Source organism: Bradyrhizobium yuanmingense (genome assembly GCF_900094575.1).
Lineage (GTDB): Bacteria > Pseudomonadota > Alphaproteobacteria > Rhizobiales > Xanthobacteraceae > Bradyrhizobium > Bradyrhizobium yuanmingense.
The window spans coordinates 1-20,948 of the sequence record NZ_FMAE01000026.1 but is presented as its reverse complement, the minus strand read 5'-3'; the positions used below and the strand labels follow the sequence as shown (position 1 = coordinate 20,948).

12 protein-coding genes and 7 pseudogenes are annotated in these 20,948 nt (G+C 58.8%); 13 read left to right on the top strand and 6 right to left on the bottom strand.

Annotation, left to right across the window (positions count from 1 at the left end; genetic code table 11):
* Positions 1–133: 133 nt before the first annotated feature.
* Positions 134–1,190 (top strand): annotated as a pseudogene (locus GA0061099_RS36180) (IS630 family transposase).
* Positions 1,191–1,203: 13 nt separating this feature from the next.
* On the opposite strand, the pseudogene GA0061099_RS39540 reads toward GA0061099_RS36180, so the two are convergent.
* Positions 1,204–2,305 (bottom strand): annotated as a pseudogene (locus GA0061099_RS39540) (IS630 family transposase).
* Positions 2,306–2,482: 177 nt separating this feature from the next.
* Positions 2,483–2,896 (bottom strand): avidin/streptavidin family protein, encoded by a 414-nt coding sequence (locus tag GA0061099_RS43230; protein WP_081493087.1) that lies wholly within the window; start codon positions 2,894–2,896, stop codon positions 2,483–2,485.
* Positions 2,897–3,653: 757 nt separating this feature from the next.
* Between GA0061099_RS43230 and GA0061099_RS40730 the strand changes: the two are divergent.
* A pseudogene (locus tag GA0061099_RS40730) lies at positions 3,654–3,773 on the top strand (IS3 family transposase); the annotation flags it as partial.
* Between the two features lie 266 nt (positions 3,774–4,039).
* On the opposite strand, the pseudogene GA0061099_RS36155 reads toward GA0061099_RS40730, so the two are convergent.
* Positions 4,040–4,323, bottom strand: a pseudogene (locus GA0061099_RS36155) (integrase core domain-containing protein); the annotation flags it as partial.
* A gap of 797 nt (positions 4,324–5,120) precedes the next feature.
* On the opposite strand from GA0061099_RS36155, the gene GA0061099_RS36150 reads away from it, so the two are divergent.
* The gene (locus tag GA0061099_RS36150; protein WP_050996267.1) at positions 5,121–6,767 is read left to right on the top strand and encodes an extracellular catalytic domain type 2 short-chain-length polyhydroxyalkanoate depolymerase; all 1,647 of its coding nucleotides are present in this window, start codon (positions 5,121–5,123) and stop codon (positions 6,765–6,767) included.
* A gap of 724 nt (positions 6,768–7,491) precedes the next feature.
* Entirely contained in the window at positions 7,492–7,917 is a 426-nt protein-coding gene (locus tag GA0061099_RS40725) for a hypothetical protein (RefSeq protein WP_141697757.1), read from the top strand.
* 984 nt (positions 7,918–8,901) lie between these two features.
* Here the strand turns inward: GA0061099_RS40725 and GA0061099_RS43225 are convergent.
* Positions 8,902–9,093 (bottom strand): transposase, encoded by a 192-nt coding sequence (locus tag GA0061099_RS43225; RefSeq protein WP_478209847.1) that lies wholly within the window; start codon positions 9,091–9,093, stop codon positions 8,902–8,904.
* A gap of 89 nt (positions 9,094–9,182) precedes the next feature.
* Between GA0061099_RS43225 and GA0061099_RS36135 the strand changes: the two genes are divergently transcribed.
* Positions 9,183–10,781, top strand: a complete 1,599-nt coding sequence (locus GA0061099_RS36135) for an oleate hydratase (RefSeq protein WP_074448439.1) — start codon at positions 9,183–9,185, stop codon at positions 10,779–10,781.
* Between the two features lie 383 nt (positions 10,782–11,164).
* Here GA0061099_RS36135 and GA0061099_RS42415 read toward each other — a convergent pair whose 3' ends face one another.
* On the bottom strand, positions 11,165–11,368 hold the full coding sequence (locus tag GA0061099_RS42415) for a HAMP domain-containing histidine kinase (RefSeq protein WP_036031501.1): 204 nt from the start codon (positions 11,366–11,368) through the stop codon (positions 11,165–11,167).
* Between the two features lie 139 nt (positions 11,369–11,507).
* Here GA0061099_RS42415 and GA0061099_RS36125 point away from each other — a divergent pair.
* The 4 genes and pseudogenes from GA0061099_RS36125 to GA0061099_RS42410 all read left to right on the top strand — a co-directional run.
* Positions 11,508–11,978, top strand: a pseudogene (locus GA0061099_RS36125) (IS701 family transposase); the annotation flags it as partial.
* Between the two features lie 1,317 nt (positions 11,979–13,295).
* The gene (locus GA0061099_RS36120) at positions 13,296–14,072 is read left to right on the top strand and encodes an acetoacetate decarboxylase family protein (RefSeq protein WP_036031505.1); all 777 of its coding nucleotides are present in this window, start codon (positions 13,296–13,298) and stop codon (positions 14,070–14,072) included.
* Between the two features lie 197 nt (positions 14,073–14,269).
* Positions 14,270–15,307 carry a hypothetical protein gene (locus GA0061099_RS36115; RefSeq protein ID WP_074448438.1) on the top strand — a complete coding sequence of 346 codons (1,038 nt, stop codon included), beginning with the start codon at positions 14,270–14,272 and terminating at the stop codon, positions 15,305–15,307.
* Between the two features lie 647 nt (positions 15,308–15,954).
* On the top strand, positions 15,955–16,137 hold the full coding sequence (locus tag GA0061099_RS42410) for a hypothetical protein (RefSeq protein ID WP_225114960.1): 183 nt from the start codon (positions 15,955–15,957) through the stop codon (positions 16,135–16,137).
* Positions 16,138–18,607: 2,470 nt separating this feature from the next.
* Here GA0061099_RS42410 and GA0061099_RS36105 read toward each other — a convergent pair.
* Entirely contained in the window at positions 18,608–18,778 is a 171-nt protein-coding gene (locus GA0061099_RS36105; protein ID WP_074448437.1) for a YegP family protein, read from the bottom strand.
* Between the two features lie 125 nt (positions 18,779–18,903).
* Here GA0061099_RS36105 and GA0061099_RS42405 point away from each other — a divergent pair.
* The 4 genes and pseudogenes from GA0061099_RS42405 to GA0061099_RS36085 form a co-directional block, all read left to right on the top strand.
* Positions 18,904–19,075: pseudogene (locus tag GA0061099_RS42405) on the top strand (IS3 family transposase); the annotation flags it as partial.
* 768 nt (positions 19,076–19,843) lie between these two features.
* On the top strand, positions 19,844–20,170 hold the full coding sequence (locus GA0061099_RS40720) for a hypothetical protein (protein WP_141697756.1): 327 nt from the start codon (positions 19,844–19,846) through the stop codon (positions 20,168–20,170).
* 334 nt (positions 20,171–20,504) lie between these two features.
* Complete coding sequence (locus tag GA0061099_RS40715) at positions 20,505–20,711, top strand: transposase (RefSeq protein ID WP_074448436.1); 207 nt, start codon at positions 20,505–20,507, stop codon at positions 20,709–20,711.
* 34 nt (positions 20,712–20,745) lie between these two features.
* Positions 20,746–20,948: pseudogene (locus GA0061099_RS36085) on the top strand (IS3 family transposase); the annotation flags it as partial.

Sequence of the window (20,948 nt, the reverse complement as noted above, 5' to 3'; positions counted from 1 at the left end):
GCCAGAACAGTCCTTTGCGCATCGAAGTCCCCCGCGTGGAATCAACCCGCTGCCAGGGAATCAGAGTTCGCTAATTAGGTACAGACCCTAGTACCCACTTTCCTTGGGAAGTGAGTCATGATTCAACGTCGGGATGATACCCGACGCAAGAGAAGTCCACCTTTCGAGGAAAGATCGCAAGGTGCTTGAGGAACGTTGCCGCTCACCGGTGACGTTGCAGCGCGATTTGAAGCGGGCGCGGATCGTTCTTTTGGCTGCTGCCGGTCGCAGCACCCGATCGATTGCCAAGGAGGTTGGGTCCAGCCGCGGATTGTCAGCCTTTGGCGGCATCGCTATGCGAATCAAGGCCTTGAAGGTCTGCAAAGCAAGCCTCTCCCGGGCAAGCAGCCGATCTATACGAAGGCCACTGACAAACGGATTTTAAAGTTGCTCGATAAATCGCCTTCTGCCGGGTACGCGCGCTGGACTGGGCCTCTGCTGGCTGGGGAACTTGGCGATGTCGACGTGCAATATGTCTGGCGATTCTTGCGCAGCAACAAACTCGATCTCGCCGCTCGCAAGTCCTGGTGCGAGAGCAACGACCCGGAGTTTACGGCCAAAGCCGCCGACGTGGTTGGCCTGTATGTCGCCCCGCCAAAGAAGGCCATCGTGCTATGCGTGGACGAAAGCGCCCTCGATCCAGGCCTTGGAAAGAGCGCAGGGTTATCTGAAACTACCCAACGGCAGATCCTTGACCGGGCAAAGCCACGACTACAAACGGCACGGCACGACCACGCTGTTCGCAGCGCTGGAAGTCGCCACCGGGAAGATTCTTGCGACGCATTCGAAACGACGTCGCCGGGTCGAGTTTCTCGACTTCATGGATCGCGTGACCGCAGCATTTCCGAACCGACAGCTTCACGTCATTCTCGACAACCTCAGCACCCATACGAAGAACGAGGAATGGCTTGAGGCACATCCCAACGTGAACTTTCATTTCACGCCCACCAGCGCGTCCTGGCTCAATCAGGTCGAGGTGTGGTTTTCGATCTGACAGGGGCAGTCGTTGAGCGGCGCCTCGTTCACAAGCCTCAAACAGCTTGAGCAGCACATCGATGCCTATATCAAAGCACAGAGCTGAGCCATTCGTCTGGACCAAGAAAAAGGTCGGGCGACGCCGATTCAAAGGCCGACGTATCACTCAGCTATGATTCCGGGTACTAGCTAGTGTCCTGAACCAGAAGTTCGCAACATTGCTGCGTTTTGTGCCGGGGCATTGTATCGGCAGAAGCGCTCGATGGAAGCAAGGATGCCGTCAGCGGACTTGGTCCATCGGAATGGTTTCTTATCGGCATTGTGTCGTCAACGAACGAGGTGATGTCCGCCATAAGGGCAGCGAGACTGCGCGCCTGATCTTCTTATCGGTAAGGAGCGCGGAGAAGCGCTCGACCTGATTGAGCCATGACGAACTAGTCGGGGTCAGGTGCACATGCCAACGCGGTCTTTTGGCCAGCCATTTCCGGATCAGCGGCGTCTTGTGCGTTGCATAGTTATCCATGACGAGATGGACGTCGAGTTGGCGCGGCACAGCGGCCTCGATCTCGTCCAAGAACTTGCGGAACTCTGCGGCACGGTGCCGTCCGTAGCACTTGCCAATAACCCGTCCGGTCGCAATGTCGAAGGCGGCGAACAGCGATGTGGTGCCGTACCTTTTGCAGTCATGGCTTCTTCGAGCCGGCTGACCGGGACGCATCGGCAGCATCGGCTGACTGCGGTCCAGCGCCTAGATTTGGGACTTTTAGTCTACACACAGAACGATGGCGTGTGCCGGCGGCGAGACGTAAAGGCCGACGACGTCGCGCACCTTGGCGACGAAGTTCGGATCGGTGGAGATCTTGAATGTCTCCAGCCGGTGCGGCTGGAGCCCGAAGGCCCGCCGGATGCGTTGCACCGTTGACACCGACAGGCCGCTGGCCTTGGCCATGCCCCGATAACTCCAATGAGTGGCGTTCTCGGGGCAGCTTTCCAGCGTCCGCACGATCACGGCTTCGATGCGGGCATCGTCAATGGTGCGCGGCGCCCCGGAACGCGGCTCGTCGTGCAGCCCGGCCACGCGCTGCTCTACAAAACGCGCCACTTGCCTACCGTTCCCCGCTCCAGGCCTAGCTTGGCCGCCACCTCCTTGTTCTGACCGCCTTCCGCGCAGGTCAGCACGATCCGGGCTCTCAGAGCCAGCGCCTGCGGTCTTCCGCCGCATCGTCAGCGACTGATGTTCGGCGAACTCATCATCGCTCAATATCAGTGGCGCAAGTCGCTGGGCCGGCAGCCGCCAAATCTGGCACAGCGACGCGACTCTACTGCGAATCTACGATTGCGAAATTGTGACTCAGGACACTAGAGGTTCATCTGCCCCCAGATTGGGAGAATCAGCAAGACGTCGGCCATCGAGAGATAATCAGCCTTAACACGATTGCTCTACCTCCTCGTAAAGAAACCCGCCCCGTCATTTGTGACACTTTCGGTTCGATCCCACGTAGAACAGGGTCCCCGCAGCTGGAATATTCTTATCAGCGACGCGGCCGTTCCAAATGGTGATCGTTTTGCAGTTTGGAGCTGCGGGTGCCGTCCAATTGACGTAAAAAGCGATCCTATTTGCGGTAACGACGCCTGCGACAGGGTAGGGCTGTCCCTGGTAGGAAACTCCAGTCGCATTGTTAACATACGTTCCGGCGAAAATCCCCGTCGATGCATCGAGCGTTTGGATCGACAGAAGAGAGCCTCGCTGATTTACCCATTTAGAGGGACTGGCAACCGCGCGTGAGCAGGCATCGAGGTAACGGCAAAGAGCAGGAGCACAATCAAGCGCGTCATGGAATTCCCCTAGGCAACAGGCAACTGCGCAGACGCTGCCGGAGATGCGCTCTCATACCGACGCCTATTTCGCTCCCGCAGCATCCACTAAGAGTTCTCGCGTTGTCGTATCGCCGGATTGTTCAGAGGCCGACTTGCCGACGGCCTCATCATTGTCGAGCGACATTGTTTACCGCCTCTTGAACATGCTCAAGGAGCAAATGACGCAACGGGTCATCTTGAGGTATTCGAGCAATGCCTTTTTTGTCTAGTTTCGTTCCGAGGCGATACTCTTTTCCTTCAGCTTCGATCTATGGCGAAGCGTGTGCCAGCCGATGGTTCTACACTTCGCCTTCCTACAGAGTTTGCGGATCGCATAGTGCATTCCGTAGTGGTAGTTCCAGTGAACGGGCGACCCTCCGAGCCTCGGAACACGTACCCAGTGTCCTTCTTACGCCGGTACAGCATGGTGTACACATCAATGTCGAGCGGTATATGCCGCGTGCGGTTACTCTTCGGCGCGACTAGCGTCTTCCCACGATCATCGTATGAATGTCTCACCGCAACGTTGGGCGTGAGCCAATCGAGAGACGACCACTGAAAGGCCGCTGAGCTCTCCTTGCCGCATACCCGTCCGCAGCGCCGTCAGAACTAGTTCGTGCACTAGGCCATTTGCCTGGGAAAGGAGCAACTCACACTCTTCTGGCGAACGATAATCAGTTTCGGGCAACGCCCTTTTTGGCCAATTGATCTTCGGTGGTGACCTTGCCCCTCAGGCTTAATACAGGTTGAAGTTCGCTCTGGCCCACGACAAGGACCAGAGCATGAAGCGCAGCCGGTTTTCGGAAGAGCAGATCATCGAGATTTTGAACACCCGGCTGAAGCGGTTGCTGGCCGACGCCATGCTGGACAACGCGGCCTTGAAGGACCTCGTGGGAAAGGAATGGTGACGTCCGCGGCCACGGCTGGCATCTCGACTCTACCATTGTTAGGAGGTTGAGCATGTGTACATGTTGCGCGCCGGCTGGAACGATCGCCAGGCGGCGGAGCCGTGACCACAGGAGACGCCCCTGAAGTCTTGGACGGAACTTGCGACCGCTCTATCAGCCAAAAACTGCCTAAAACCGGAGCCGTCGCTTGGCCATCGTCAGATAATTTGCGACTGGTCAGGCTCTTCGACAAGGGAGGCTCTGGCTCATCAGCGTTAGAGTTAAGCGGCCTGCAGTTGATGCTGCATGCGGCGGTTTGCGATGTGTCGCGCTTGATGCGGTTTCGTTCGGGGAGGATCGCCTCAGCCCTGCCGCAGTAGACATCGGCTGGCGTGAGGTTGTCGATGCTCTCATGATAGCGGACGTGATCATAGGGTTCGACGAAGGCCCCTACTTGATCTTCGAGATCATCGGGTCGGTCGCAGTTGTCGAGCAGAATGCGGTTCTTCAGCGTCTGATGCCAGCGCTCGATTTTTCGCTGGGTCTGAGGGGCGTTCGGACCGCCCGCGCCCAACCGACAACTGCTCCGAGCAGAATCGTCTCTCGTGCGATCACTAGGTCACCGCTGCTCGGCGGCTATGATTTCCGCCTTTATTTTTTCGCGCTCGGCTTCACTCTCACGAACAAGCTCATTGGAAGCTGAATATTCTACCTCACCCACGACCCAAGCCTATCACCTTCTCCAAAGTGCTCTCGGCCGGAGCGAAGGGCTCGTAGAGCCTCGCAACAAGGATTGCGATTCTGAAACGCGTGCGTGAGGGTCGCTTGCAAATCCCGCAATCAAACGACGGTCTTTATGAATAACTGTGCAGTTGACCAACATACCAATGTCGACTTTTGACGGCATTTCGTCCAACGACTTGAATTGACACACGCAGGCGCGCTGAACTCAACAGGGTAGGTTGAACCTACAAGTTTTGGCGGGTGGAACGTTCAACGAATCAACACTAGGGTTGGTTGGAAGGTTCGAACATCTTGCATTAGGGAACTGTTGATAAGGAGTGCCAAGCGAAGCGACCGCTGACGTCGGCATCGGTTCGGCTGCGTAGAATGCCACCATGTCCAAACGCCTAGCAGTTCATTGGGGCAGAGGCCGGCCATCAGCTGGGATTCTACTCGTATCATAATCGAGCTAGTGGTTTTCGGCTGGCGAAACCCTGGAAACCAGCTTCGGTATCCTTGCTTCAACACGCGAATTCCACGTGCGCATTGATCGCCTGTCATGAATTGTCTTCACCAGCACCTATCCCCCGCTTTCCCGGCGGCGTCCGGGAACGTCTGACCAGATGAAGGAGATCAGACATGGCCTACCAGAAACTGATCAATCAAAGCGGACGGATGCTCAAGGGGTCGCTCATCACGCCTGTTGCCTCGGAGCCGAACCAGCCCGACACGGTCATCACGTCGGCGCTGCCGCGGGACGGCAGGCAGACGGTCGACTATGGTAATCCGCAGAATCCTTTTCCGAACTGGCGAGTGATTTCTTGTTCCGATGGCGCGTTTTCACATGAACACCGGAGACCGCCCGTCGGTTCGATTAGCACGTTTTTCAAGGACTTGGCCATCTTGCGGCAACACGCTATCGGCGGCATTTGTGCCGCGGTCGTTGGAATGTCGCCGCTCTCTGCCGAGCCTTTGGCATTGCGCAGCTATCACGCGCCGATCGGCGAGAGCTCGATCTCCGGCATTTCATCAGGCGCCTTCATGGCAGTCCAGTTCGGCGCAGCCTGGTCCTCGATTGTCAAGGGAGTGGGGGTGGTCGCTGGCGGTCCCTATTGGTGCGCTGAGGCCAAGATGTGGCGTGCGACGGGTCCGTGCATGAAAGGGCCTGCATCGGGCCTGAACATCGCGGCGTTCACGACGAAGGCTGATGCGAACGCGTCAGCAGGCAAGATCGATCCGGATAGTAATCTTGCCGGGCAGAAGATCTATCTCTTTCACGGCTACAACGACGCGGTCGTCGATAGGGCCGTGACCGATGCGGCTGCCGACTTCTACCGTCGCTATCTAGGTGACGCCAATCGAGGCAATCTCTTCTATCAGACCGCCCTCGGCGCCGGGCACTCCTTCGTGGTGGCCAAGCAGGGCGACACCGGACTGAATAGCTGCAGTGCTAACAAGGAACCATATATTGACCAATGCGGCTACGATCAGGCCGGAATCATCCTGCAGCATATTTATGGCCGCCTCAATCCACCTAATCGCGGGCAGCTCGCGGGCGTCGTGAAGAGCTTCGATCAGTCACTCTATACCAGGCCGCAGGCGCCCGCCGCGTTGAGCCTGAGCGATACCGGCTATCTCTTCGTGCCTCAGGACTGCGAGCAAGGTGCTCTCTGCCGTGTCCACGTGGCGCTGCACGGATGCCGCCAGAATGCCCGCGAGATCGGGCTCAAGTTCGTCAATGATACCGGCTATAATGCCTGGGCGGATACGAACCGTTTGATCATTCTCTATCCACAGACCAGGACCAGCTTATATCGGCCCACCAATCCGCAGGCCTGCTGGGACTGGTGGGGCTACGTCAATCACACGAGCAGCTACGTGACGAAGTCTGGGGCGCAGATCCAAGCGGTTAAGGCTATGCTCGACGCGCTCGCGGCCGATGGCGCGACGCCCGTCAGCGCGACGCGGCAATTGACATCAGCACCTCAGGGGCTCACGGTGATCGATGCTTCGGATACTAGCGTTGATCTGGTCTGGTCGCCGCTGCCAGGAGCAACGACATACCGCGTGCTGCGTGCAGGCCCTGATGACACATTTCAGAGGATCGGCAAGGTTGCAGGAGCCAGCTTCGGCGATTCCGATCTTAGGCCGCAAACAACATATCGCTGGCGCGTCTCGGCCGTTCTCAATGGAGCAGAAGGACTTGCGTCCGAGGAGGTTAGCGCGACCACGCGATCGACGCCTCCACGCTGCAACCATCCGGGGTCTTGTCCGGTGACCAAATAGAAGACTCTTGGCCTCTAACGTCTGCGACGAGAGGCCGGTTCGCATCGGCGCCTTGCTAATCCGGCAATCTCATCTTCCAGACGTGGAGACGCTGCACGGGACGTTTACCCATGTCCGATATTGCCCAGGTGTCTGCTTGTTCGCGGGATAATCGAAGCTGGCGGTACAGCGAAGAAACCGACCGGAGGCTGTTGAGCGACCGCGCCAATGAGCCGCATAAAAACGAACAGGTGACTCTCGATCGACCTCGCTTCGGCATGAAAGCTCCTCGGAAAAATCGCCGGACCGGAGGCTATCTCGATGGCAAGCATGGCTCCGCGTTTGTGTTCGGGGATACGCCATCGAGGATCCTAGTGACGGCCCTGTCGTTAGCGCGGCAATGTCGTGCGCATCAACCGCTAGCGCGCTGTGAGTGATCTGAAGCCCCTGGGCAAGGTTGTCTCCTCCTAGCGAGGCTCGGCAGCTTGCATTAGGAATTCAATTGTCGCGAAGACCTGCTTGATACATTCGAAGTCCGCTGTACGACAGCCATCTTCCAGGAGCGAATGGATGCCACCAGTTTTCGTAGTTGCCGCGAAGGTCTTTCTAAGCGCTACTATCCAACGCAAGCGTAGGGCTACGCAATCAGTGTTTGCCCAAAGCTGTCCCGGGCTCCTCCGCGCCGCCCAACTGTGCGCCAGCGCAGGTCGCGAAGCGGACCGCGGCACTGCCGCAGCAGCCGGCGGTGACGCCGGTCGCAAGTCCGAAAGTTCTGAACGTGCCGGCGCTGGTCGCGCTGGCTTCGCGACAGCCGGGACTGCAGCCGCACGTCGTCCCCGGCGCTACGGATGACGAGCCAAGCGAGGAAACCCGTCACAACCGGGCAACTTTTGATTTTATCCCTTGTAACAAACTGCAAACGAAAGCTGGATTGCGAGCGGCCTTCGCCAGCGTGGCAGCCGATCTCGTTTCCAGTCGAATCGATGGAGGTGAAGGCCACTGGGTTCCCGTTGGCAAATCGAAATCCGGCAAGTATCACATAAAGACGGCCTCAGATAGCAAGCGTTACGCGCTCGTCTCGTCCAAGCAGATCTTTGTGCCGGTCTTCTACGTCGTAGTCATGAGATATTTCGGGCGTGGCAAAGAACGCGCATCCGTGCGAGCGCACTAGCTACGCCTTCCAGCAGACCCCGACACCGCTTTCCAGATTGAGACACCCGTCCTAAATAGCACTTTCGAGCAGTGCTATGCAGTAACGTAGGGGGTGACTGCTTGAGATGGGCAGCGTAGGAGGCGGATGCCGAATACCACAGAACTTCTCAAAGAGAGCGATACGCCATGACCGAGCGTCGCGAAGAGATGTGCGTTTGCAGGCACGTCGGGCGCACGCGCCCGGATAGCCTCTTCTACAGGCCCGCAGGGAAGAGCACGGCTAGTGCAAGCTGGTGCTGATTGGCGCGACGCGGGAGGGCAAGAAGGAACTGATCGGCTTCAGATCGGCGTGCGGAAAGGCGCAGAGCTGGGCAGAATTCCCGATCCTTCGAGGAAGCCCCGGCAGGCGCTCTCCATCAAATGCCAGCGATCTGCGACCTGAACCGTGTGCGGCGGGGCCTTTTGCCTCGGCGTCGCCCTAAGCCTCCGCGCCGGTCGCTGGCGAGGGTCGCGATTGAGTGATGCGCAGCGAGCCGTCCCCGGGCGACTGCGGGGCTCCTCGTCCAGCAACAGGATCACGGTCCGAGGTGTTACATTACAGACGATGCTGGCGTATCGCAGACCGCGTGACGTCTGCGAGAGGGCGGATCATCGCTCGATGACATTGCGCCCTCTGTAGGCCCTATCGCAGCGATGCGGATGCTTGCGGCGCGGATTCGGCCGGATGACAGCCTTGATGCGGCGTGCGGCCAACTCGTCGCGCAAGCTTCTGACGGCGTAGGCTCGATCAGCCGACGACGCGGGCTGCGTGAGTGTTGCCAGGAGTAATCAGGAAAGAAGCGGGCGGCCAATATTGTCGATCAACACTTGGATTTTGGTGGTCGTTCGCCGCGCGAGCAGCCGATCACCTTGTTGAAGGTCCCTCTTTTTTGGGCCGGCCGCGGGGCCATGGCCTTTGATTTAGCTGGAATCCACCGAGATCGAGCCGGACACGCCGCTTGATTCAGTCAGAGCGTAAAAACGTTTGTCCAAATCCCTCTCGGCTCCAGCGACTGACGCGGTTGTACACCGTTGTGTACGGACCGTAGACTTCCGGGCAATCATGCCAGCGCGAACCTGCTTTTGGCAATTGGACAATGCCGTTGATCACGCATCGATCATCGACCCGATGCGCTCCCTTGCGCCCTCGCGGCAACAACGGCTCAATCGGCCGCCTTTCCGCGTAGCTGAGCCAGTCCTCACCCCGCTTGATCCAGCGCAACCTTGGATGCGTCCGGCCATGCTATGTTGCTTCGAATTGTCGAATTGCAATCGAGGCAAGCCATGAAGGCGTATTTTATCGGCGGCGGCATTGGATCGCTCGCGGGCGCGGCGTTCCTCGTCCGCGATGCGCAGCTGCCGGGGCGCGACATCGTGATCTACGAGGCGCAGCCGCTGGTTGGTGGCAGCCTGGACGGCGCGCAGCTTCCGAACGGCGCCTATTCGCTTCGCGGCGGGCGCATGCTCACCACCGACCATTACGAATGCACCTGGGATCTGCTGTCGAGCATTCCCTCGCTCGAGCATCCCGGCCGCAGCGTGCGCGAGGAGACGGTCGCATTCAACGTGGAGACTCCGGCGCACTCCAGCGCGCGTCTGGTCGACCGTAACCGCTTCAAGGTCGATGTCTCGCATATGGGCTTCTCCGGACGCGACCGGCTCGAGCTGCTCCGGCTCACCGAGGCTTCGGAGGAGACGCTCGGCAACAGCCGCATCACCGACTGGCTGTCGCCCGGATTCTTCGAATCGAATTTCTGGTACATGTGGCAGACCACCTTCGCCTTCCAGCCCTGGCACAGCGCGGTCGAGCTGAAGCGCTATCTGCATCGCTTCATGAACGAGTTTCCGCGCATCGAGACGCTCGGCGGCGTCAAGCGCACCGTGTACAATCAGTATGACGCGATCGTGCGGCCGCTCGCGGACTGGCTCAAGCGCCAGGGCGTGCAGTTCGTGCGCGGCACGCGCGTCGTCGACATGGCGTTCGAGACCGACGGCGCGCGCTTGCGGGTGCGCCAGCTCACGCTCGACCGCGACAGCCGCACCGCCAACGTCCGGCTCGAAGACGACGACATCGTCTTCTTCCAGAACGGCTCGATGACGGATGCCTCGAGCCTAGGCTCGATGACCGAGCCGCCGCCGCGCCTGACCAAGGCCGACAGTCAGGGCTGGGCGCTATGGGAGACGATCGCGCAAGGACGTCCCGAATTCGGCAATCCGTCGGCGTTCAACAATTCGATCCCCGAATCCTATTGGCTGTCCTTCACCGTCACCTGCCGCGATCCACGCTTCTTCGACCAGATGGAAGCGTTCTCCGGCAATAGGGCCGGCACCGGCGGGCTTGTCACGTTCAAGGATTCCAACTGGCTGATGTCCGTCGTGCTCTATCATCAGCCACATTTCATGGGACAGCCGAAGAACGTGCAGGTGTTCTGGGGCTATGCGCTGCATCCCGACCGCATCGGCAATTTCGTGGCAAAGCCGATGTCCGATTGCGGCGGCGCCGAGATCTTGAAGGAGCTCTGCGGTCACCTGAACTTCGATCCCGTCGTTTTCGACGACGCGATCTGCATTCCCTGCCGCATGCCCTACATCACCAGCATGTTCATGCCGCGCAACCTGGCCGACCGGCCGCTGCCGGTGCCCAGGAATTCCGTCAACCTCGCCTTCGTCAGCCAGTTCGTCGAAGTTCCCGACGACGTCGTGTTCACAGTCGAATATTCGGTGCGTGCGGCGCAGATGGCGGTCTATCAGCTCATGAAGATCGATTGCCCGGTGCCGCCGGTGACGCGCCACGACAAGTCGTTCGCCGTGATCTTCGCGACGCTGGAGAAAGCGTTCGCGTGAGGCCTTCGCCGGGAAGGGCGTCGCCATCGCGCCACAGTAAGCGGCAGGCTGACGTGAAAGACGCGCCCCCTGACGGGTGGCCGCCATACGCTTCGACGATAGTATGCGCAATCGAGAGGCCTATGCCCATGCATTGCGCCTCACCATGAAAAACGGCTTGAAGATCCCGGCCACCTTCCCCGCAAGAATGCCGTGACCTGCGTTGGTACTAGAGACAAGGACGAGGTTGCCCTGAGCGAGACTGAGTCGCCGAGCTGGACCATGTCGCCACGCGAGTGTCTGCGGGCCGGCTCCGTAACCAGTTCGACATCGTTGAGCAGGGCCTGCACGGAAAGGAATCGAAACACCTCGCAGACCGTGGCATTGGGGTCGCGCTCGCGCCGTTAGGTCGTGTCTCGCTTCAGCAAAGACCGCAGCCGGCCGATGACTTCAGCGGTTCGCTGACCGTCACGGCGGATGTGATCGAGGGTGCCCCCGATTGCGCCGAGGTCGGGTGTCAGATTCTCTAATTTCTGCTGGGCCGGCTCGGCATTGATCAGAATGTCAGCGAGCGGCTGGTTCAGCTCGTGTGCGGGCGAAACGGACATCTCTCCCGCGGTCGCGCGACCGTTTGACCGTGTGAGCCTTGCCGCTATGCTGGAGCTACTTTAGGATTCAAGCGTTCCCCCGCTAAGAAGCTTCAATCACAGTCTAATTCCAGATGGAAGCCTTTATTGAGTACAGACCCTAAACGCCCGATTTGCTGCTTTCCGTGTCCCCACCGCGGACCGCCCTCCGCAGCGGATATGGGATAAAGGTCAGCAGCATTTCCCAGGCGGCGAAGCCTAGCTCATTGGCGATCGACGCGCCTCGGGGGGAGAATCTCGCCAATCTTCCGGCGGCGACGGATCTGCGCACGCTGGCCGCAACTATCAAGGGCACGGTGGATTTGTGAGCAGGCGCATCAGCACAAGGAGGAGCTTGGACTTGATCACTTCGAAGGGCGATCATGGCAGGGGACTTCATCGCCACGCCCCTGATGACAATGATCGCCTACGCCTCCTGCAACTCGTCGCCTCGCACACGCGGGGCGGAAACAACAGAATCAACCGGCCTCCGCCTCAATCAACCATGCCCACCGCACGTCACGCCATCATCGATCTCTCCCTTTCGGCCACCCTCTTAGCAGTGTCCATATTGCCGAAAGTAAACCCTTGAAAAACAGTGGCGAAAACAGTTTCTGCCAACGTAGCGCTAGACCGAGTTGATGAACGACAGCATCTAGCTCGCCGCGCGCCGCGCAATGGTGCCCCTTCGGTGACGCGCTGACGCTTTGACGTTCGCAAAGAACAGGGTCGCAGCGGAACCGGCCCGCGACCCCCAGGATCTCTATCATCCGCCGGGCGTCTCGGATTCCCCGGCCAAGCGAGCTGCGCAGGGCGCACAGCTGTCGCTGATGCTTAGCTTCCTGGCTTTCCACTTCTGTAGTATCGCGACTCATACTCTCGTTTTGATGAGACGATCCCTCAGCTGATAGTCAGAAGATGTTTTCGGGGGCCTGACACGTGCGGGACGCCGATCGTCAGACCGCCATCGACAACGATTGTCTTAGCCGGCAAGGTAAGAGGGCTCGTGCGCTGACAGGACCAAGAAATGCTTGTGACACTTCCGGCGCGCTTCCTCGGTCACTGGCGGGGCAAGGTCTTCCTGCATCACGCATGAGACTCATGCTGATGATCCTGAGGTCGCGGACATGCGCTCGCCGCTCAGGCACGACTGATCTTCGGCTGGGTTGCCTCCAATAATGTCGTATCCCAATGGGCAGATGGTACCGAGCTCTTTGTGAGCGGGAGCGCGAGGAGCTGGAGTATAACGATGCATGTTCTCCGAATGTGCGAACTGAAGTATCCATTCTGTGCAAGCGCCGCGCCAGACACTGACAAGAACGCAAACTCACCAGAACTTACAGGGTTCTGGAGCTCTACCGACGTGCCTCGCAGGACGTCGGTATCCGCGAGCATGTATTTCGGCCATGCACCGAGATAGCTGTCGCGGCCGATCTAGTTTAGTCAAGCTAGCCCCGAATTCGATAGCTTTGCGAACCTCCTCATCGTTGCGTTCGCGTTTGGTCATGTGGGACTTTCAACATTCTGTGTCATCAAGCCAACAAGCGGAAGGCAAGAAGACAAGCGAAGTTGTCCGAGCTCTCGTACTCCAGCTCGACATCTGTAGCCGAGCAGTCCGTCTAGCACCCCATAAAGGGAAGATGGCATCGACTTTGCATAACCATAGCGAGTCGCATTCGACTCAACGTCACCTCAGTAGCACGCTTCTCCGGAGTGTATGCACAACGTCAGGCCCATTCAGCAGCACAAAACTGAGGTGCAAGGCGGCCTCCGACTTCACTATAACGCGTAAGCCGGATGCGAGGCCGCACATTGCACTCTCTTCATGATGCTTCCACAACCAGATGTCTTTGTGAGATGAGTCAGCTGCATCTCCGATTGTAAACTCTCAAGAGCGAGGAGGGATGCCATGCCCGACGTTAAAGGTATTCCGTTTGATGCGCCCCTCTACCATGGGAGCAAAGACCTTGGCAGCACGTTCCTCCGCTGCCGAGCCATAAACCATATATTCAGCGTGGGGAACGAGGTTGGCCATCTATTGCCGAAGGGGTTAGTACCGTCAGCAAACCCAGCAATCGCCATTGTTGGCGTCGCGAGCTATCCCTCAAGCATAGTGGGGTCATACTTGGAGTGCTATTCAGGAATTCAAGTTCGTGATTCTGGCGGTGAGATTGGCTTTTACATTCCTTACATGTACGTGACAACAAACGATGCCGCGCTCGCCTCGGGACGAGAGGTTCTTGGTGCTCCAAAAAAGCTGGCGCACATTACTCTGATTAGAGAAGGCGGTCTGTTTCAGGGAACGCTCGAGCGTCCGGCCGGCAAGCGCCTACTGACCCTCACCGCGCAACCAGACCAGCGCAAGAGTTCGGACTCCCAGCAGACGCACTCTGCGCGAACGTATTTCTATTCGGTTCGACATCTTCCGCCCATCAATGAGAGCGGAAAAGGAGCAGTAACGCAACTCATCAAGTGGTGCACCGCCAGAACGTTGCGACGCGACGAGTTTGGTGAGGAAGTTCACTTTACCGGACCCACCTCCCTAACCTACGACTCCCCCTCAATAGTGGACCCCGTGCACAATTTGTCAGTTGGCCAAGCCGTGCTCGGCTCATACGAGGAGTATGACGCCAGGCTCAAGGTGATTGACATCATATCGGAAGACACAAATCCAGGTAAACAGTGAGCGATGAGTTTGTGGCCTCGTTCAATTCTGAGTTATGCTCAGATAAGCTGCTACCAGCTTTGCTGGACACTGAGATTAGGTGTTCAAGAGGACGGAATTGAGCGACCAAGAGACGGAAGTTCAGTCAGGAGTTCGTTTAGGGCGCCCCTGAACCGACATATTGATCGTATTGGCCGCTTCAAGGGGGTCGTCAGATCATGAGCCATACGCAAGAAACGAAAAAGCGGCGCGCTAGGCAGACGCGGTGCGTGCGGCGCTCGCTGGTGGATCTTACCGCGGCGGCGAGCCGAGCCGTTGACGATGGCCTGTTTGTATTGTCCGGCGAGATTGCTGCTTCCAATCCGCGGTCGGAGCGCACAGGCGCGAATACGTCTGATCAAACGATCCTAGCAAAGCAAGCGACGGCTCCGAGCCCCTTTGAGGAGCTTGAATCTCGGAATGCGGCGGCGCCGCTTAAGGACGAACTCATAGATTCCGACAGTACCGCGGAGATGATGGTAAAGGTTGTCGAGGACTCTCAAGAAAGAGCTTCTGAAAACCTCAAAGCCAGCCTGAACGTTGCGTTGGACCACGCAAAGAATCTTGTGGAGACACGGGTGGGAGGCGACGCGGTGTCGAAAGACGTCGGCGATTCCTGCCTTGAAAGCGATTTTTTGCCCGTTCTCAAAGATGCCGCAACGGAGTTCCGCGCGGATTCGGTCGAATTGATTATACAAGAGGAACCAAACGACGACGCAAAGCAGCCCCAACCGAGATACATGCGGCGGCTCACTGACGAGGCGGTCAGATTACTGGACGATCTTCGGAGCGGAAAGCTGGAGAATGAGGCGAACTTCATCCTGAGCGAATGCTTCAGAGAAGCCGCCAGCGCGTTCTCTATCATCAATCAGCAGCTCAAGCGCGACGGCTATGCCGCGAGCATTGATCCATCAATTTTCATCTGGCTTGCCAATATCACCGAACCGCAGACGCGTGACGCTGGGACCATGCGACTTGAGATCGTACACAACCACCAAGGTCGTCCGAGCACATACGCACGCCAGGTCGCTCAATTCATCTGGCATCTTGTCGAGGGGGAGGGCTGCCGGCGACAGGCCGCATATCGGGGCGCGCTCACGAAGTTCACCGTAACCGAGAGTTTCGTCGAGGACGCCTACGCCTTTTGGGAGCCGATCTTCAAACGGGCGGGACCGCACGTGAGGATGCTGACCCGCATTTCAGATCCAGAAGTGTAAAGCTAAGCAGCGCGGGCATGCGTCCGATTTGACTGAGGCCGAGGCCCGCCCGGCAACTTCGTCCGCGTTTTGGAGGAAGAGGAGGCTGACGTCGGCGCCGCTCCTGCATGGCTTAAGATGGCGCTGCTAAGGGTGCCGGCGCGAAGCCAGCTGATCTGCCCGTGCAGACGCCGACCAAGTACGAGCTGAGGGCCAATTTTGAGTGGACGCGGGGGTCCGACGCCGATCGGCAGCCGAGGGAGACCAGCGCCTTGTGAGCGTAGACCCATGACACCGCGCCAGCTAAGTATTGCTGGGGGCAGTGGCTGCGCGGCTGTCGGTATTGACACAATGTCAGCAACTTGACGCGCGTCGCCGCGACGAAGTGCCTGCAGAGCCCGCGAATTCCCTACGGCACGCGACTTGCTCTCTTTGCGGCATCATCACCAATCGCAGTGCGATGGTCTTCGGGACGGACTCGGCGCGCGTCGCTTTTAGCGTCTGATCCGCTCCGACGGTTTGCTGCGCGATAAGTTAAGGGCGCTCGGTTGTGGACCGGAGATAATGCGGGGACGTCTTGGATGCGATCTGGAGTTCTTCTTTTGGGAGCCACGACAATTGCGCTCGTCGCAACCGGTGCAGCGAATGCGGCAGACCTTGAGCCAGAAGTGAAACTGCCACCGGCGGTGTGGAACTGGTGCGGAGGCCTATATTGGCGGGCACGTCGGCGGCGGCTACGGCCGCACCTCCTTCAGCAATCCTACGGTCCGCCAATCTATGGCGATGTCGTCGATACCCCAGTGTTCCTCGCCGGCGGCCAGATCGGCTACAATTGGCAGAAGAACGGCTGAGTGGTGTGTCGAACTCGATGCCAGCAGGCCCCAACGTCTTTGCCACCAGGACCGGCCGCATCGGCTACGCGTTTGGCGCGCTGGGCCGCACGCCGGCCTATCTCGAGGGAGGTGCGTCGCTTGGCAAAACAATCGAGGGGACGTCTTCAATAACCACGAGTTTGATTGGCCACAGGAGAAAACCCATGTTGACTATGGTCGCTTCGGTGCCACCATGAGGCTGGGCGTCGAGCAAGCGCTTACGCCTGCATGGTCGGTGAAAGCTGAGCATAACTATCTGCATTTCGGGGGACCGAGCGTCGCAACGCCTCCCACGGTGCAGAAACCAGCCGTTCGCAGTTCTTCCGGCGAACACAACCAGCCTGTCCAGCAACTATCACATAGGAAAGATCGGGTTGAACTACCATTTTGGCGCCGACCCGCGGACGGCGCAATGGTCCGATGCGCCGCTGTACGCGAAAGCACCCGCCGGCGCACCGATTGCTTACACGGCTGGTTGGTCGTTCGAAGGCGGATCACGGCTCTGGCTCAGCGGGACGATTCCAATTGAACAATAGCGCAGTGCCGGATGGCAGCATCGCTCGCTGAGCGATGGCCTTCCACCGGTGCTGTGCATTGAGCCATGTGACGCCTCTGTGTTGAACCAAGAAATTGATCGTCGAGACGACCTCGTCGGATGCCCGCGACTCGCTAGATGCGAATATATAACACGCAAAGCGTGTGATGATCGTCGTCAGGGGTGCCTGCCTTGTGGAGGGCTGGGGAAACGCAGCGTGCCAGGAACTGCGCATTTACCCGGCCGCTCCAACGAGCTTAAGGTTAGGTGGAAGGTTTTGGTCGCTTGGCAATGTGAAGCCGCAAACGCGATTGCGGAGATACTTCAAGCTCGCGACCTGATCGCGGCGATGTGAACGCGGCGATTCGCTTACAAGCACCCTCTCACTGAGGGTGGAAAAACCTGGGAGGCTTCAAAAAACCCGTAAAATGGTGAGCGCACAAGGGATCGAACCTTGGACCTCTCCTGTGTGAAGGCCAGCCGTCATTCTTGAATTTACCGGCAGGGTGAAATTCCCCGTTTTCCCCGGATCAATCGGCCGCGTTGATGCCCCTCCGTATCCGCCACATCTTCTTGGGAGGGAGCTCTGGGCGAGGGGGTTCTGTGCAGTCGGGCGGCGCTGGGGGTAGCCCGCGAGCCGCCCCTGCGGCGACATGCGGCGCCGCCCGGTGCCTTCGGCAGCTGGAAAAGGAGCCTGCAACCGCAAGGCGAGCGGAAGGGAAGCGCCCTGCTCAGGAGCTGCCAGCTGAATAAGCGCGAAAAGGCCGCCTTTGGGGGTGAGCATCCGGTGAGGCTTTCAATTACCCATAACTTTGAGCACTCGGCCTGGTTTGCTGATCGGCGAAATCTTGAGTCGAAAGAATCACTTGTGATTCCTTACTGAGCACCTGATTCGCGAGGGGTGCTCTATGGGGCTGACATTAAGGGCTCGGATCCGCAAGAGGCCGGTTGCGATCCTTGGAGGGTAATGTTGGAGTTGCATCGGATTTCAGTGCAAGAACTGGTCTTAGCCGGCGGCTGCGGCCCCTTTTGCGTAAATGCCCGAACCAGTTACGGCGGCTAGGGTTGAATAAATGGGGTAACATGGCGACATGAGTTGATCTGTGTGCCGGGCGAGCCCTCTTAGTCGGTGAGGCGTTCGGTGATGTGTTTTCAGACGAGGCCAATGATGCCGTCATGTCGAGGCAGCCTGCGACACGTTGGGAGATTACATTGTCGAGCACATCGGTAGGACGGTTGCAGGCGCGCGCGATGCGAAGGCGGTCCCCACATTTCTCTCTGGCGATCTGCGCGAAGCGCTCTCGGAGGGCACTAGACCACTTCGCCCCAGCCTCGCGAGCTAAAATGAAGGAATCTGCGCGGCTTACAGAGGCGCGGCGCAAACAGCTTGGTCGGGGCGGCAAAGCATCCTGCGCTTCGTATGGTGAGAGACGTATGCGGGCTGAGACGCATTGCGAGACGGTGAGGCTGTAGGGCGGTGCAAACAGGCCGCCCTTTTGCTTGGCGGCTCGCCCGAACGACTGAAAGCCTCCACTCCTGGTACATTTGGAGCCGCGCTTGGCGCGGCGGCGATCTGACCTTGTCGGGCGTCGAGGCTTTCAGTCGTTCGGGCGTTCAGGCGTGGAGCCTTCAGGCGGGAGGGGATAATGTGCTCCGGAGTGACGTCTGGAGAGAATGGAGCGTCATTTGTCCGGGTCGCGTCCGGGTGGAAATTCCGAAACGTCCGCGTTACCGCAGTTGAAAAGATTGATGAAAAAGGCAAGCCCAGACGGGCCGGGACTTTTGTCGGGGTCATGCCCAAAACCTTGAATGTCCCGCCACGAGCGTTCTACTCTGGGGCGGACAGGATGGGGTGAGAAGGAAAATTATCTTATCGCCTGTCCGACCTGAAAGTCTGATGGAATGAGGGTGGGGTTACCCCCGCACCGGAGTGTCGCGGTCGGTGCTTTTCACGAGTTCGATGACCGCAAGGCAATCGGCTCTGTTGTGATAGCCCTCGCCAGACTCAGCGATCTTGCGCATATTTCCAGCGAGTAGCGTCCAACGCCACTCATCGCGCGTGTCGCGGTAAATTTGAAAGTACACGGCCTACCTCCTGCGTGGGTGTCGATGCCCGGCAGGGTACTGCTAAAAGCTTGCAGTGGTACCTACCCGGGCTGGTGGGGGGGCAATGGGAGCCTCACGTTAGAGGTCCCCGCCCGGTTCTCTAGAGCTTCTTCCATACCTTGAAAACCGAGCTGGTCCATCATCGCGACTACAACACCCGTGCCGAGGCCCAGCGCGATATCTTCGCCTTCATCGAGGGCTTCTACAACCGAAACAAGACTCCACTCCGCCCTCGGATATGTCGCCCCGATCGAAATGGAGCTAAAAGCCGCTTAACCCGTCCACTTTTTCAGGGGAAGATCACTTTGCCCTGGCCGCTGATGCAGGGATATCGCATCACGCTTCTTCGCACGGGTGAAGCCTTTTGAGATGACCGACATTAAGTCTGATAGCGTCGCGCGTACCGAAATCAACGTCGTAAGGCTTGGCAGGGGTGTGGAGTGATGGGGGTAGCAAAGCTACAGTTCGCGCCGCGCACTGCCCCTCTCGAAACTGATTGTCCCGATGTCTTGGCTCACGCGCTCGCGAAGCTGGGGCGATGCGATCAACGTCCTGCGTCTGACGAGGAGCTGCCTAAAATCGTGTTGCCGTTCCTTGCTTGGGCGGCTTTGCGACGGCAGGACCTTCCGGCTCGCGCCATCAGGGTCGTGATGAAATGCTGTGGTGAGCCGATGGTTGAGAGGGCGCTCGGTATCCATCGCTTGCGGCAACTGAAACAGAGATATGGGGAGGTCAGCGCACCGTTCGCGTCGGCCTGATCGTTCTGAAGACTGACAGGCTGGAGCGGCGTTAAGTCGCTCAGTCGTCTGCTCTGTGAGAATACCAATCCTGGTAGGTCACTTAAGGCCGCTCCCTCGCTAAAATCACTGCCGGGGTTCGCGGCACGTGAAGGGACAGCGCCTTCCTTCCTCCAGCGGAATGCGCCGAGTCATGCCGCCGCTAACTTCACCCGCAGTGCGGATGCGGCAGGATAGCGCCTTTCAAGGCTCGCCGATGTAGGCGCCGAGTCGCATCCGCGCTGTTTTGAGCCGACGAGGAAAGCGTATGTTCAAGCGACAAACCACGGCATCAAGGGCTAAGCCATTAAGACATTTCCGCGCGCGGAAACGGATTCCGACAGCGCGCGACCTTGATGAAGCGTTCCATTTCGCAACGCGCGTATTCTACAGAAGAGTGCCGGCAACGGGCGTGTGGTTTGAGATAAGAGATCGTATGGTCAGAACAGCCGAAGGGCAGTTCTATCTTATCGAAGATCACCCCATTAAGCTTGGCGGCCATGAAGTCGCACGGCCTTACAGTCTCGCGAGCGTCTTTGCGTGGCTGCAGGATTCCCCACAACAGATTGAGCGCACTGTCGTCAAAGGCGGCTAAGCTTTGAACAGCCCACGCGGGCCATTTTTTCGTTTTGTGGATGCCGCGCAGGTCTCGTCAGCCTTTCGTCAGCCAGCGCGGATACGGAGCCCTTGGGTTAGCAACACGCGCCAGGGACAGCGCAATGGCACCAGGATGGTCAGCGCCGAGTCACGTGGCCATTAACTAGTGGTGCGGGCGGGGTAGGCACAGGGTCTGATCCAACGCAACTGAACCTCCTCCGAATGAGTGGACACCTGTAGTAGGCTCATTGAGCCCGGAGGTGTCGAATGGAACGTCAACATCGGTTCATTTACCGAAGAGTACAAGCGCCAAGCCGTTGAGTTGGCTATGAGTGGGCGCTTCGATCGGGTCTGTTGCCAAGGAACTCGGTCTGCGTGACTCGGTGCTGCGGCGCTGGGTTGACAAGCTGCGGCAGGAGCCGACATCGGCGGCGTGGCGCCCCACCACGCAGGCGACGCCGATGTCGGCGGACCAGGCTTCGGAGATCGCCCGTCTGCGCCAGGAGAACGAACGCTGCGCATGGAGCGCGACATTTTAAAAAAGTCGATCGCGATCTTCGCCGGAACCCGGACATGAGCTTCCGCTTCATCGAAGACCATCGCGACGCCTATCCGGTGCGGCTGATGTGTGCCGTGCTCGAGGTCTCGCCGGCCGGCTATTCCGCCTGGCGTGATCGCCCGGTCAGTGAGCGGACCAAATCCGATGCCAGCCTCCTGGCCGCAATCCGGCAAGTCCATCAAGACAGCAGCGGGCGTTACTGCAGTCCTCGCGTCCA